The sequence below is a fragment of the Comamonas jiangduensis genome, from assembly GCF_030162955.1.
GTDB lineage: Bacteria > Pseudomonadota > Gammaproteobacteria > Burkholderiales > Burkholderiaceae_C > Comamonas > Comamonas jiangduensis.
In genome coordinates this window covers 226,999-241,629 of the sequence record NZ_JARXOV010000004.1, presented here as the reverse complement: position 1 = coordinate 241,629, position 14,631 = coordinate 226,999, and the positions used below count along the sequence as shown (strand labels likewise).

Below are 14,631 nucleotides of genomic sequence, written 5' to 3'. Positions count from 1 at the left end.
CTGCCTAAAAGCACACTATCCGCTAGCGAGTGCGCAGCGCAACAATGTACAAAACAAGCAAAAAACCACCCCGCAGTGCGTCACTTTGAGGAAGGAATCAGTACACGCTGGCGAAAGCTACTACGCAGTCACGGAGATGCCCACGGCCTTTCAGGGCCGACAGCAGAAAACAAAAAAGCCCTAAGTCGTTAAAAACTTAGGGCTTCGTGACTCCAGCGGACTTCCGTGGAATGGTATTTGGTGGCCTGGGACGGGATCGAACCGCCGACACGCGGATTTTCAATCCGCTGCTCTACCAACTGAGCTACCGGGCCTTGCGGCGCTGACTTCAAGTCAAATGCTGCAAACAGGTGGCAATTGTATGTCAGTTTTTGCGACTTCCAAACAAAAAAACGAATTTCTCTGGCTCACCTACCCGCGGCGGCTGCGACCTAAGTCAACGCCCAATTGACGCAACTTGCGATACAAGTGGGTGCGTTCCAATCCAGTTTTCTCTGCCACACGGGTCATGGAGCCACCTTCGCGCGCCAAGTGAAACTCGAAATAAGCTTTCTCAAAGCCATCGCGGGCTTCACGCAAAGGGCGATCCAGATCGAAATCTTGGTTGGCACTGGGCATGTTGTCAGCCGCGCTGCGCAGTCCTGACACGGGGCGCAAATGCAGTTCACTTCCGCTATGCACGCTGTCATTCACCTGCACTGCATTCGCGGGTGGCAAACCCACAGCAAGCGCAGGCTTTGCCGCAGGCGCATTCGCATTTTTTGCCAAACCTTGCTCGACTGCTTTCAGCAGTTTTTGCATGGTGATCGGCTTTTCAAGGAACGACAGCGCCCCAATGCGCGTTGCTTCTACCGCCGTGTCAATGGTGGCATGGCCACTCATCATGATGACGGGCATGGTCAGCTGCCCGGATGCCGCCCATTCTTTGAGCAGCGACACGCCATCAGTGTCTGGCATCCAAATATCTAGCAGTACCAAATCAAAGGTACCGTTGTTACGTGCAGAGCGCGCCTGTGTGGCATTGGCTGCCATCTCTACGCTGTGTCCTTCGTCATTCAGGATCTCCGACAAGAGATCTCGAATGCCCAGTTCATCATCCACCACCAGTATGTTTGCCATGAGTTTCGAAAAGCCTATGTACTACAGGTTTTAGGTTCACCGCCCCTCACGGTGCCTCGGTGCTTACAGGAACAAATGATAGCGACACTTGCGCCCCTTGCACCATGCCGTTATCCATACGGTTGGTCAAATCAATGCGAGCGCCGTGTTCATCGGCAATTTTCTTGACCACCGCCAGACCCAAGCCCGTCCCACCTACTTTGGTTGTCACGTAGGGCTCAAAGGCACGCTGCAAGATATGTGGAGCAAAACCAATGCCACTATCACTGATGCTGAGCCTTACACGCTTGGAACTTTCTATCCACTGGATAGCAATTTCAACCGCTGGAGGCTTCACCCCCAAAGACTCAGCATGCTGCAGTGTCGCATCTTGCGCGTTTTGCACCAAGTTATGGATGACTTGGCGCAATTGCTGCGCATCTCCTGCTATCCAGGGGGCATCTGGATCCAACTTGGCACGCACGGGTACGGGCGCATTCTCTTCGCCGTAAAGTTGCATCAAGTCACTCACCAGCGCATTTAAATCCAGCGGCTGCAGATCTGCCGCTGGTAAGCGTGCGTAATCACGAAATTCATTCACCAACCTGAGCATTGCGCCCACTTGATCCACGATGGTTTTCACGGATCTGGTCAGCAATGCTTGGTCCGCAGGCTCGAGCTTGTCGGTCAACTTGATGGCCAGCCGCTCTGCCGAGAGTTGAATGGGCGTCAATGGATTTTTGATTTCATGGGCAACACGTCGGGCCACTTCCGCCCAGGCTTTAGAGCGCTGCGCAGAGACAATCTCCGAGATATCGTCAAACACAATCAAGCGGCGCGCTTGGGGCAACTCCGCACCACGTATTACCAGCGTCGTTTTGTCTTGGTGCACCTCACCACCAGCCTCTGGCTGGGCATGGTCCAGTGACAGCTCCAGCACTTGCTGCCAGCGGTCTCTGCCTGCATCAGCGCCTTGATCCCCCAAGAAAATACCAAACTGCTCCTCCACCATACGGGCCAGCGCAGACAGCCCTGGTACCTCATCCAGCTTGCGTCCGATATAGACCGCCATGGGCGTGCGCAAAATGCGTGTAGCGCCGGGGTTGATCGACAGTACGTGCCATTGATCGTCGAGCACCAGCACCCCAGCGGTCAGGTTATCTAGAATCGTTTGCAAGTTGGTGCGAGCAGCTTTGACTTCCCCCATGCTCTTGTCCACGGCAGTGCGTGCATCCAACAGTTGCTGTGTCATCAACGCAAACGAGCGTGTCAGCCCGCCCAGTTCATCTTGGGTTTGCAGCGCAATTTTGGGCGTCAAATCGCCCCTGGCCACATCACGCACCCCCTGCGCCAACACCAACAAAGGTCGCGCCAGCTGATTGCCCAGCAGCACCGCCAACAGCACTGCACCAAAGACCGCCAAGAACAAACTCAGCGTCAGCGTCCCGATGTACATGCGCTGCAACCCTTCGCGCGCCAGCGCACGCTCTTGGTACTCGCGATTGGCGTCCTGCACTGCCAAGGCGTTTTCCACCAAAGCCGCCGACAAAGGAATGGATGCCTGCAAAAAACGCTGCTCGGCCAGTAGCTCCAGCCGGGGCTTGCTCACCAGCACCAGCGTTTTGACATACACGCGGTCAAATGCTTCTCGACTCGCAGAGGCCGCCAGTTCGTCCAGACCTTCAATGCTCGCTACCGGCCTTAAGCCCGAGCGCAAACTGCGCAGTTGCTGGCTGCTTGGGCGCGCAGGCGCCAGCTCAAACATCGAACTGCCCACGCTGGCAATCGCCACACCGGATTCGTTCCACAGCACCACATCGGTGGCACCCAGTTGCTCCCGAATACGCTCTAGCGCCACACCCACTGCGGCATCGGGCACCTGGCTCAACTGCTGGCTGGCCGTGCGCGTGTTGTTGGCCATGTCATTGGCCACGGTGTCCAAGGTGAGGCTGGCCAAATTGACCCCTGCGCTCAGCGCCCCCTCCACCTTGACGTCAAACCAACTCTCGATAGAGCGAGAGACAAACTGGTAAGACACCAGGTAAATCAGCAAGCCTGGAATCACTCCAACCAGCCCAAAAATTGCTGCCAGCTTGAAGAGCAAACGGCTGCCAAACTTGCGCTGCTTCCAACGTACCGCCAAGCGCACCGCCATCCACAGCAGCACCAGCGCCAGCACTGCAGCCACCAACACGTTCAAGCCAAACAGCCATGCGTAATGCCGCTCATACAACTCACGGTTGTTCGTGGCTTGCATCAGCAAAAACAACAGCACCAGGCCAATGGCACACATGACTGCGCCCGCAATGCCCAGCGCCCACCGGGCGGATTGACGAGATGCCGAGGCGGGCGCTGTGTGTACGGCGGTCATTACAGTTTGTCCAAGTCCACGCGCTCACGGCGCGTGACCAACAGATTCCAATCCGAGCGACCCAAGGCGCCAATCTGCAAAGGCCTTGGGAAATGCGAGAGGTCAATGCGAAAGCGCAATTGCAAAATCGCACTTCCGCTGCTGGGCAAGTCTGCCACCTGGCCAATGCGCCAGCGCACAATTCGCTGCATGGATTGCACGGCCTCTTCCAAGGTCTCGAACGAGCTGGACAGCGCCACCCCCAGACCTTGGCCTTCAAATGGCTGACTGCCGGTGTACAAGCGCCAGCGCCGCGTCAAAGGCTGGTAGCTCAACCGCATATAGCGGTCAGCACTCAAAAGCTGCTCATCGCGCCAATACCAGCGCTCTTGCAGCATGTCTGCTTCAGCGATGAAGTGCACGGGGATCCCTTTGAGCAAGGCATCCTGCACCAAATCCGGCAGCGACCAGTTCAATGCGGCCGTCAGCAGCACTGCGTCGCCATCGCGCTGCAACTGAATGCCAGCACCTTCAACGACGCCGGCGCTTGCCTGGGCACTCGCCGCTGCATGCTCTTGCGCTTGGCCTGCCGTGGGCTGGCATAAAGCGGGCACCAGCGCTGCGGCGGCAGCGACCACCAAGCCACGCCGCTGCCTTCCTTGCAAGGGCAAAGAATCAGGCGTTTTTTTGGAACAGTGCGTAGAAGAAGCCGTCGTGGTCACCCGCGCCATTGTCCGGGAGTGCTCCGCCTTGCGCCGCAATTCCCGGAATTAAATGTCCGGGTGAAGGCAATAACTGCGCCTGGGTGTTGCGCGCAAGAAACGCTTGCACCTGCCCATCGCCTTCGGCCTTGAACACTGAGCAGGTGCAGTACAGCATGCGCCCCCCGTTTTTCAGCAAGGGCCACAGCGCATCCAGCATCTGCGACTGAATGGCGGCCAGTTGCGCCACATCGCTTTCCCGGCGCAGCCAGCGCACATCCGGGTGGCGGCGCACAATGCCCGAGGCCGTACACGGCGCATCCAGTAAGATGGCGTCAAACTGCTGACCACCATTGGCCTGCTGCCACCATTGCTGGGGCTGGCTCGCATCGGCCACCAGCACTTTGGCATGCGCCTGCAAGCCGGTGCGCTGCAAGGTGTCGTGAATGCGCTCGCTGCGCGCTGCATCCACCTCCAAAGCTGTCACCTGCATGGGCGATGCGGCACCGGCAAACTCCAGCAAATGCGCGGTCTTGCCGCCAGGCGCGGCACAAGCATCCAGCACCTGCAAAGGCTGGCTCAGGTCCAGGCCTTGCAGCAGCAGCGGTGCAGCCAACATGGCAGCGCCGTCTTGCACCGACACCACGCCATCCGCAAAACCCGGCAGCACGTTCACAGGATGCGCCTGTGCCAGCTGCACGCCATCTTGTCCAAACAACTGAGCATCAATATCCATAGCTGCCAGCGCTTGCTGGTATTGCGCTGGAGTCGATTTTTGCTTGTTCACGCGCAAGCTCATGGGTGCCTGTGCATTGTTGGCCGCCAAAATGCGTTGCCAATCTTGGGGGTGGTCTTTTTGCAGGCGGTCTACCCACCACTGCGGGTGGTTAAAACGCGCCAGCGTGTCGTGGTCTGTGGCCGCCACCAAGGCCTCACGCTCGCGCAAAAAGCGGCGCAAACACGCATTCATAAAGCCGGCTTGACGCTGCAACCCGGCACGCTTGGCCGCTTCAACGGTTTGATTCACCAAGGTGAAGGGCTCGTACGGGGCCTGCTCAGGGTTCCAAGCCAGCGCCAAGGCGGTGCACAACAACGCATCCACCTTGGCAGGGGGGGCTTTGGGGGCCAATTGCTTGCGCAGCACCTGGGCGCGCCCCAGCTGGCGCAGCACCTGGAACAACAAAGCCTGCACCCCGGGGCGCAGCCGCACGGGCACTGCCGCCAGGGCCGCATTGCCGGACTGCCCGGCAAGAATCATTTGCAAGCCTTGCGCGACTGCAGCCAGCTGCTGCCACAAAGGGATGGGCGCCGATGCAGGTACCGCATCGCTTGGGGGAGGAAAAATCTTTCGCGTCATGCTCAGGGCTGCATCAGCAATGCAGCGTCTTTCTGAAAAGTGCGGCCCGCTTTCAGGCCGCTTAGGCGTGCCACTACACACGCGGGAAATTGCGCAATGGCACGGTTGTAATCTTGAACGGCCCCATTGAACTGTGCCGTACTGTGGGTTTGCAGCGCCATTAACTGCAGCCAGCGCTGGGACTGCGCTTGCACATGGGCATCCTGCGCATCGTCCTGACCGGAAGCCAGCTGTACATAGGCCTGCCACGCTACCTGTGCGCCCTGCCATGCGCTGTCCAGCGCGGCAATAACTTCCGGGCGCAGCGGGTGTGACTTGGCCTGCTGCAGCGCCGCTTCCAGCAAATCGGCACTGGGCAACAGCGCATGGTGGGCATGCTGCTGCGACACACTCGATACCCGCTCCTTGAGCTCTTGCACGCGCGCGCAGTTGCGCAGCAGGTCAACCGCCTGCATGAACTGCGTCTCCACGGCCGCAAATGCCTGCTTGCTGCCCGCATGCAACCGTTTGAGGCGCTTGAAGGCCCCGATCACCCAAAACACGAGTCCAGCGAGCACCAGCCACTCGAGCGACAAAATCCACATCGTTGGTTCAGCCTTTGTACCAATAAAAACGCTCCCTACCCACCGTCAGGCAAGTAGGGAGCGCTATGCTTTGCCTCGTCAGGCAACGCTGCGATTACGCGGCGCTGTCTTCGTCGGCGCTGACTTCACCGGCCATTTCGGCCGCTTCGGCTTCGGCGATGGCGCGGCGCTCGGCGTCGTCCATGGCGTCCTTGGCCTTGCGTGCCTGGTGGTAAGCTAAGCCCGTACCGGCAGGGATCAGGCGACCCACGATCACGTTTTCCTTCAGGCCGCGCAACTCGTCGCGCTTGCCCATGATCGCCGCTTCGGTCAGCACGCGGGTGGTTTCCTGGAAGGACGCCGCAGAGATGAACGAGTCGGTCGACAGCGACGCCTTGGTAATACCCAGCAGCACGTTGGAGTACGTGGCCGGAATCTTGCCTTGGGCCTGCAGCGCTTCGTTGGTGTTGAGGATTTCCGAACGCTCCACTTGCTCGCCAGCGATGTAAGTGGATTCGCCGGGGTTCTCCACCACCACGCGACGCAGCATCTGGCGAACGATCACCTCGATGTGCTTGTCGTTGATCTTCACGCCCTGCAGACGGTACACATCCTGCACTTCGTCCACGATGTAGCGCGACAGCTCTTCGATACCCAGCAGGCGCAGGATGTCTTGCGGGTCGGCGGGGCCGTCCACAATCGATTCACCCTTGTTCACCACCTGGCCTTCGTGGACCAGAATGTTGCGCTCCTTGGGCACCAGCTCTTCCCAGACCTTGCCTTCCAGATCGGTGATCTGCAGGCGGATCTTGCCCTTGGTTTCCTTACCAAAGGACACGGTACCGGTCATCTCGGCCAGCGTACCCTTGTCCTTGGGCGTACGTGCTTCGAACAGCTCGGCAACGCGAGGCAGACCACCGGTAATGTCGCGGGTCTTCTGACCTTCGACCGGGATACGTGCCAACACTTCGCCAGGGCCCACTTCTTGGCCATCACGCACTTGAATCAGCGCGCCCACCTGGAAGCCAATGGTTACCGCATGGTCGGTGCCAGGGATCTTCACTTCTTGGTTGTTGGCGTCGATCAGCTTGACCTGAGGACGCACCACCTTGGCAGAACCGCGGCGCTTGGGGTCGATCACAACCAGGGTCGACAGACCGGTCACATCGTCCACCTGCTTGGCAACGGTCAAACCTTCTTCCACGTTCTCGAAGTTCACCTTACCGGCATATTCGGTAATGATGGGTCGAGTCAGCGGATCCCAGTTGGCCAAGATCTTGCCGGCCTTGATGGCTTCATCAGGCTTGATGGTCAAGATCGCGCCGTAAGGCACTTTGTGGCGCTCACGCTCACGGCCGTTTTCGCTGATGATGATTTCACCGGAACGGGAAATCACGACCAACTCACCCTTGCTGTTCGACACATAGCGCATGGTGGCGTTGAAGCTGATCGAACCGTTCGACTTGGCTTCCACGCTCGACGCGATGGCTGCACGCGAAGCCGCACCACCGATGTGGAACGTACGCATGGTCAGCTGGGTACCAGGTTCACCGATGGACTGCGCAGCGATCACGCCGACTGCTTCGCCAAGGTTCACCATACCGCCGCGACCCAGGTCACGACCGTAGCAGGTGGCGCACAGGCCGTAGCGGGTTTCGCAAGTCAGTGCGGTGCGCACCTTGATCTCATCCACGCCATGCGCTTCGAGTTCTTCGATCAGGTCTTCGTTCAGCAGGGTGCCAGCAGGCAGCAATACGGAACGGTTCTCTGGGTGCAGCACTTCTTCAGCGGTCGAGCGGCCCAGCACGCGGTCGCGCAGGGATTCGATCACTTCACCACCTTCAACGATGGCACGCATCAGGTAGCCGTTGGAGGTGCCGCAGTCTTGCTCGGTCACGACCAAGTCTTGCGTCACGTCCACCAAACGGCGGGTCAGGTAACCCGAGTTCGCAGTCTTCAACGCCGTGTCGGCCAGACCCTTACGGGCACCGTGGGTCGAGATGAAGTACTGCAGAACGTTCAAACCTTCGCGGAAGTTCGCGGTAATGGGCGTCTCAATGATCGAGCCATCAGGCTTGGCCATCAGACCACGCATACCAGCCAACTGACGAATCTGAGCTGCCGAGCCACGAGCACCCGAGTCCGCCATCATGTAGATCGCGTTGAACGACTCTTGGTCCACTTCGTTGCCGTGACGGTCGATGGTCTTCTGGACCTTCAACTGATCCATCATCACCTTGGACACGTCGTCGCCCGCCTTACCCCAGATGTCCACCACCTTGTTGTAACGCTCACCCGCGGTCACCAAGCCGGAGACGTACTGCTGCTCGATTTCCTTCACTTCGGCTTCGGCGTTGGCCAAGATGCCCGCCTTCTGTGGAGGCACCAGCATGTCGTCGATGGACACCGAGAAACCAGCGTGCGTGGACAGACGGAAGCCGTTTTGCAGCAGCTTGTCCGCGAACACCACGGTGGCCTTCAGGCCGCACTTGCGGAAGGAAGAGTTGATCAGCTTAGAGATCTCTTTCTTCTTCAGCGCCTTGTTCATGTGGCTGAAAGGCAGGCCCTTGGGCAAGATTTCCGACAGCAGCGCGCGACCCACGGTGGTTTCCACCAGGCTCACGCTCTTTTCGAACTCGCCCGTTTCCTTGTTCTTGGTCCACTCAGGCAGACGCACGCTGATCTTGGCGTGCAGTTCCACTTCGCCAGCATCCAGAGCACGTTGCACTTCGTTGGTGTCCATGAACACCATGCCTTCGCCCTTGCCGTTGATCTTGTCACGCGTGGCGTGGTACAGACCCAGCACCACGTCCTGAGAAGGAACGATGGAGGGTTCGCCCGACGCGGGGAACAGCACGTTGTTCGAAGCCAGCATCAGCGTACGCGCTTCCATCTGTGCTTCCACAGACAGAGGAACGTGGACAGCCATCTGGTCACCGTCAAAGTCGGCGTTGAAAGCCGCGCAGACCAGTGGGTGCAGTTGCAGTGCCTTGCCTTCGATCAGGATAGGTTCGAACGCCTGGATACCCAAACGGTGCAGCGTAGGCGCACGGTTGAGCATGATCGGGTGTTCTTTGATAACCTCTTCTAGGATGTCCCACACCACAGGCGTGCCGGATTCCACTTCCTTCTTGGCAGCCTTGATGGTCGTAGCAATGCCGCGCTGCTCCAACTGGGCAAAGATGAAAGGCTTGAACAGCTCCAATGCCATCAGCTTGGGCAAACCGCACTGGTGCAGCTTGAGGTAAGGACCCACGGTAATCACGGAACGACCGGAGTAGTCCACGCGCTTACCCAGCAAGTTCTGGCGGAAGCGTCCGCTCTTACCCTTGATCATGTCGGCCAAGGACTTCAGCGCACGCTTGTTGGCGCCTGTCATGGCCTTACCGCGACGGCCGTTGTCCAGCAGCGAGTCCACCGCTTCTTGCAGCATGCGCTTTTCATTGCGCGCAATGATCTCAGGAGCCTTCAACTCCAGCAGGCGGCGCAGACGCGAGTTACGATTAATAACGCGGCGATACAGGTCGTTCAGGTCGGAAGTCGCAAAGCGACCGCCGTCCAGCGGCACCAGAGGACGCAGGTCTGGAGGCAGCACGGGCAGCACTTCCAGCACCATCCACTCAGGCTTGATGCCGGACTTCTTGAACGCTTCCAGCAGCTTCAGACGCTTGGCGTTCTTCTTGACCTTGACTTCGGAGCCAGTCAGGTCACCACGCAGGCGCTCGATTTCGCTGTCGATGTCGATGGATTCCAACAGGTCCTTGATACCTTCGGCGCCCATCTTGGCCGTGAACTCGTCGTAGCCGAATTCTTGCTGCTTCGCTTCGTAGTCGTCTTCCGTCATGATGCTGAACTTCTTCAGCGGGGTCATGCCGGGGTCGGTCACCACGTAAGCTTCAAAGTACAGCACGCGCTCGATGTCGCGCAGCGTCATGTCCAGCACCAGGCCCAGACGCGAAGGCAGCGACTTCAGGAACCAGATGTGGGCGCAAGGGGCCGCCAGGTCGATGTGACCCATGCGTTCGCGACGCACCTTGGTCTGTGTGACTTCAACGCCGCACTTCTCGCAGATCACACCGCGGTGCTTGAGACGCTTGTACTTGCCGCACAAGCATTCGTAGTCTTTGATAGGGCCAAAGATCTTGGCGCAGAAAAGACCATCGCGCTCGGGCTTGAACGTACGGTAGTTGATGGTCTCGGGCTTCTTTACCTCACCGAAAGACCAGGAACGAATTTTCTCGGGCGAAGCCATGCCGATCTTGATGGCATCGAAATGCTCATCCGGCGTGAATTGCTTGAACAGGTCGAGTAACGATTTCATGAACTCTTTCCCTTTTCATCAAAAATTATGGCTACCAGCGCTTGATCTACAACGGTTTGCAAGCGATATCACTTGCAAACCGTTTAAACATGAGCGCTAACAGCTCTCTTTTTTATTTAGGCCTTAGGAACGCTCGAGTTCGATGTCCAAGCCCAAGGAACGAATTTCCTTGACCAGCACATTGAACGACTCTGGCATACCCGCTTCGATGGCGTGCTCGCCCTTGACGATGGATTCGTACACCTTGGTACGGCCCACCACGTCGTCGGACTTGACGGTCAGCATTTCCTGCAGAACGTAAGCGGCGCCATAAGCTTCCAGCGCCCACACTTCCATTTCACCGAAACGCTGGCCACCGAATTGCGCCTTACCGCCCAGAGGCTGCTGTGTCACCAGCGAGTAAGGACCGGTGGAACGCGCGTGCATCTTGTCGTCGACCAAGTGGTGCAGCTTCAGGTAGTGCATGTAGCCCACGGTGGTGGGACGCTCGAACTGCTCACCGGTGCGACCGTCGAACAGGTAGGCCTGCGTACGTGTCTCGGTCAGGCCCTTGCGTGCCTTCAGGTGCTCAGGGTATGCCAGCTTCAGCATGTCCTTGATTTCCTGCTCCGACGCGCCGTCGAACACGGGCGTTGCAAACGGCACGCCAGTCTTCAGGTTTTCGGCCATGTCCAGGATTTCGGCATCGCTCAGCTGCGACAAGTCTTCCTTGCGACCGCGGCTGTTGTAGACCTCTTCCAGGAAGGCGCGCACTTCCGCCACAGCGGCTTCGTCGCGCAGCATGTCGCCAATGCGTTGGCCCAGACCCTTACCGGCCCAGCCCAAGTGCACTTCCAGCACCTGACCGATGTTCATACGCGAAGGCACGCCCAGCGGGTTCAGCACGATGTCGGCGGTGGTGCCGTCGGCCATGAAAGGCATGTCTTCCACAGGCACGATGCGCGAGACCACACCCTTGTTACCGTGGCGGCCGGCCATCTTGTCACCGGGCTGCAGACGGCGCTTGACAGCCAGGTACACCTTGACCATCTTCAGCACGCCTGCGGGCAACTCGTCGCCTTGCGTCAACTTCTTGCGCTTTTCTTCGAAGGCCAGGTCGAACTCGTGGCGGGTTTGCTCCAGCGAATTCTTGATGGACTCCAGCTGGGCAGCCACTTCGTCTTCCGCAGGACGGATGTCGAACCAGTGGAACTTCTCCACGCTGTCCAGATAGGCTTTGTCGATCTTGGCGCCCTTGGCCAGCTTGTTGGGACCACCGTTGGCGGTGCGGCCGATCAAGAGCTTCTCGATACGGTCGAACGCGTCGGCTTCCACAATACGCAGCTGGTCGTTCAGGTCCAGACGGAAGCGCTTGAGTTCATCGTCGATGATCTGCTGGGCGCGCTTGTCACGCTGGATGCCTTCACGGGTGAAGACTTGCACGTCGATCACGGTGCCCGAAGAGCCCTGGTCCACACGCAGTGAAGTGTCCTTCACGTCGGAGGCCTTCTCACCGAAGATGGCGCGCAGCAGCTTTTCTTCAGGCGTCAGCGTGGTTTCACCCTTCGGTGTCACCTTGCCCACCAGCGTATCGCCGGGTTGCACTTCTGCGCCCACGTAGATGATGCCGGACTCGTCCAGACGGTTCAGCTGGTGCTCAGACAGGTTGGGGATGTCGCGGGTAATTTCTTCCGCACCCAACTTGGTGTCACGCGCCATGACCACCAGTTCCTCGATGTGGATCGAGGTGTAGCGGTCTTCAGCGACCACACGTTCCGAGATCAAGATCGAGTCTTCGAAGTTGTAGCCGTTCCAGGGCATGAAGGCGATCAGCATGTTCTGACCGATGGCGATTTCGCCCAGGTCGGTCGATGCGCCGTCGGCAATCACGTCACCCTTGGCCAGCGTGTCACCACGCTTGACCACAGGGCGCTGGTGGATGTTGGTGTTCTGGTTAGAACGCTGGTACTTGATCAGGTTGTAGATATCTACACCCACTTCGCCAGCCACCGCTTCTTGGTCGTTCACGCGGATCACGATGCGGGTTGCATCGACGTAATCCACGATACCGCCTCGGCGTGCAGTCACCACAGTGCCGGAGTCGACCGCGGCCACGCGCTCGATACCGGTACCGACCATGGGCTTTTCAGGACGCAGCACAGGCACAGCCTGGCGCGACATGTTGGCGCCCATCAATGCGCGGTTCGCGTCGTCGTGCTCCAGGAATGGAATCAGGGACGCAGCCACCGACACGATCTGTGCAGGCGACACGTCCATGTACTGCACGCGCTCGGGCGACAGCAGGGTGGATTCACCCTTTTCACGGGCCGACACCAATTCGCCCACCAGACGGCCTTCAGCATCGAGCTCGGCGTTGGCCTGCGCGATGATGTACTTGCCTTCTTCAATGGCGGACAGGTAGTCGATTTCCATGGTCACCTTGCCATCGACCACGCGACGGTAAGGGGTCTCAATGAAACCGTACTCGTTCAGACGAGCGTACAGCGCCAAGGAGTTGATCAGACCAATGTTTGGACCTTCAGGCGTTTCGATCGGGCAGACGCGGCCGTAGTGGGTCACGTGCACGTCACGCACCTCAAAGCCAGCACGTTCGCGAGTCAAACCACCTGGGCCAAGGGCCGATACACGGCGCTTGTGGGTGATTTCGGCCAGAGGGTTGGTCTGGTCCATGAACTGCGACAGCTGCGACGCACCGAAGAACTCCTTCAGCGCCGCAGAAATCGGCTTGGAGTTGATCAGGTCGTGAGGCATCAGAGGGTCTTGCTCTGCTTGACCCAGACGCTCCTTCACAGCTTTTTCGATACGTGCCAGACCCGTGCGGTACTGGTTTTCGGCCAGCTCGCCCACGCAGCGAACGCGGCGGTTACCCAAGTGGTCGATATCGTCCACTTCGCCACGGCCATTGCGCAGGTCCACCAACAGCTTGACCACGGCCAAGATATCTTCGTTGGACAGCACCATGGCGCCGGTCGCACCGTCGCGACCCACACGGGCGTTGAACTTCATGCGGCCTACGCGCGATAGGTCGTAGGTATCTGGGTTGTAGAACAGGCGGTGGAACAGGGCCTGCACGGCGTCCTCGGTCGGAGGCTCGCCAGGGCGCATCATGCGGTAGATGGCCACACGTGCTGCGAACTCGTCCACGGTCTCATCGGTACGCAGGGTTTGCGAAATGTACGCCCCCTGGTCCAGTTCGTTCGTGTAGATGCACTGCACGTCCTGAATGCCGGCGCTGCGCAGCTTTTTCAGCAGCGCTTCTGTCAGCTCTTCATTGGCCTTGGCAATGATTTCGCCAGTGTCAGGGTCAATGATGTTCTTGGCCAATACGCGGCCAATCAGGAAGTCTTCAGGAACGCTGACAAACTTGGTGCCCGACTGCTCCAGCTCACGGGTGTGGCGTGCAGTGATGCGCTTGTCCTTGGCGACCACGACCTTGCCCGACTTGTCGGTGATGTCAAAGCGTGCCACTTCACCCTTCAGACGGTCAGCCACAAACTCCATTTGTGCGCCACTGTCCATCAGGCGGAAGTTATCGTTCACGAAGAAGTGAGCAAGGATTTGCTCAGGATTCATGCCGATGGCCTTCAGCAGGATCGACACGGGCATCTTGCGACGACGGTCAACGCGGAAGTACAGCAGATCCTTCGGATCGAATTCGAAGTCCAACCACGAACCACGGTAAGGGATGATGCGTGCCGAGAACAGCAGCTTGCCCGAGCTATGGGTCTTGCCCTTGTCGTGCTCAAAGAACACGCCAGGCGAGCGGTGCAGCTGCGAAACGATCACACGCTCCGTACCGTTGATGATGAAAGAGCCCTTTTCGGTCATCAGGGGCACTTCGCCCATGTAAACCTCTTGCTCCTTCACTTCCTTGACCACCTTGGATTGGCTGGTCGAGGACTCACGGTCATAGATGATCAGTTGAACCTTGGCACGCACCGCCGAGGCGAATGTCAGACCACGGGTCTGGCATTCACGCACGTCAAACGCTGGCTTGGCCAAGTTGTATTCAACAAACTTCATCTCCACAAAACCATTGTGGGAGACGATAGGGAATGCCGATTCGAAAGCCGCTTGCAGGCCTTCCATCGTACGTTTTTTGGGGGCTACATCTGCTTGCAGGAATGCGGTATAGGCATCTTTTTGCATCTGCAGCAGGTAAGGCACTTCGAGCACGCTGTCGCGGCTGCCGAAACTCTTGCGAATTCGCTTGCGTTCGGTGTAAGAATAGGCCATGAGAT

Annotated in this window: 8 protein-coding genes and 1 tRNA gene; 1 reads left to right on the top strand and 8 read right to left on the bottom strand. The window is 58.6% G+C overall.

All coding sequences use genetic code 11. The features are described 5' to 3' along the window. Nucleotides 1–184, top strand: a 184-nt coding sequence (locus QEP12_RS05440; protein ID WP_284213593.1) for a hypothetical protein, incomplete at its 5' end; no start/stop codon positions are given. A 54-nt stretch (nt 185–238) separates the two neighbouring features. On the opposite strand, the gene QEP12_RS05435 is transcribed toward QEP12_RS05440, so the two are convergent. The 8 genes from QEP12_RS05435 to rpoB form a co-directional block, all read right to left on the bottom strand. Next, a tRNA-Phe gene (locus QEP12_RS05435) sits at nt 239–314 on the bottom strand. Between the two features lie 97 nt (nt 315–411). Further along, entirely contained in the window at nt 412–1,119 is a 708-nt protein-coding gene (locus tag QEP12_RS05430) for a response regulator (RefSeq protein ID WP_219163554.1), read from the bottom strand. Nucleotides 1,120–1,165: 46 nt separating this feature from the next. Next, nucleotides 1,166–3,469 (bottom strand): sensor histidine kinase, encoded by a 2,304-nt coding sequence (locus QEP12_RS05425; protein ID WP_284213592.1) that lies wholly within the window; start codon nt 3,467–3,469, stop codon nt 1,166–1,168. After that, the gene (locus tag QEP12_RS05420) at nt 3,469–4,113 is read right to left on the bottom strand and encodes a DUF4390 domain-containing protein (protein WP_284213590.1); all 645 of its coding nucleotides are present in this window, start codon (nt 4,111–4,113) and stop codon (nt 3,469–3,471) included. Before QEP12_RS05420 ends, QEP12_RS05425 begins: the two co-directional genes overlap by 1 nt. Before the next feature lie 10 nt (nt 4,114–4,123). Further along, a complete protein-coding gene (gene rsmB / locus QEP12_RS05415) occupies nt 4,124–5,506 on the bottom strand; it encodes a 16S rRNA (cytosine(967)-C(5))-methyltransferase RsmB (protein WP_284213588.1) in 1,383 nt (460 codons plus the stop codon). A 2-nt stretch (nt 5,507–5,508) separates the two neighbouring features. Then, nucleotides 5,509–6,090 (bottom strand): LemA family protein, encoded by a 582-nt coding sequence (locus QEP12_RS05410; RefSeq protein ID WP_284213587.1) that lies wholly within the window; start codon nt 6,088–6,090, stop codon nt 5,509–5,511. Nucleotides 6,091–6,184: 94 nt separating this feature from the next. After that, nucleotides 6,185–10,390, bottom strand: coding sequence for a DNA-directed RNA polymerase subunit beta' (rpoC, locus tag QEP12_RS05405; RefSeq protein WP_284213586.1), 4,206 nt, complete (start codon nt 10,388–10,390; stop codon nt 6,185–6,187). Nucleotides 10,391–10,513: 123 nt separating this feature from the next. Then, nucleotides 10,514–14,626, bottom strand: a complete 4,113-nt coding sequence (gene rpoB, locus QEP12_RS05400) for a DNA-directed RNA polymerase subunit beta (RefSeq protein ID WP_284213585.1) — start codon at nt 14,624–14,626, stop codon at nt 10,514–10,516. Between the last annotated feature and the right edge of the window lie 5 nt (nt 14,627–14,631).

Excerpts from the sequence above, each read along its gene's own strand:
- QEP12_RS05410 (WP_284213587.1), bottom strand. The coding sequence starts at position 6,090 with ATGTGGATTTTGTCGCTCGAGTGGCTGGTGCTCGCTGGACTCGTGTTT.
- QEP12_RS05425 (WP_284213592.1), bottom strand. The coding sequence starts at position 3,469 with ATGACCGCCGTACACACAGCGCCCGCCTCGGCATCTCGTCAATCCGCC.
- rpoC (WP_284213586.1), bottom strand. The coding sequence starts at position 10,390 with ATGAAATCGTTACTCGACCTGTTCAAGCAATTCACGCCGGATGAGCAT.
- rsmB (WP_284213588.1), bottom strand. The coding sequence starts at position 5,506 with ATGACGCGAAAGATTTTTCCTCCCCCAAGCGATGCGGTACCTGCATCG.
- QEP12_RS05430 (WP_219163554.1), bottom strand. The coding sequence starts at position 1,119 with ATGGCAAACATACTGGTGGTGGATGATGAACTGGGCATTCGAGATCTC.
- rpoB (WP_284213585.1), bottom strand. The coding sequence starts at position 14,626 with ATGGCCTATTCTTACACCGAACGCAAGCGAATTCGCAAGAGTTTCGGC.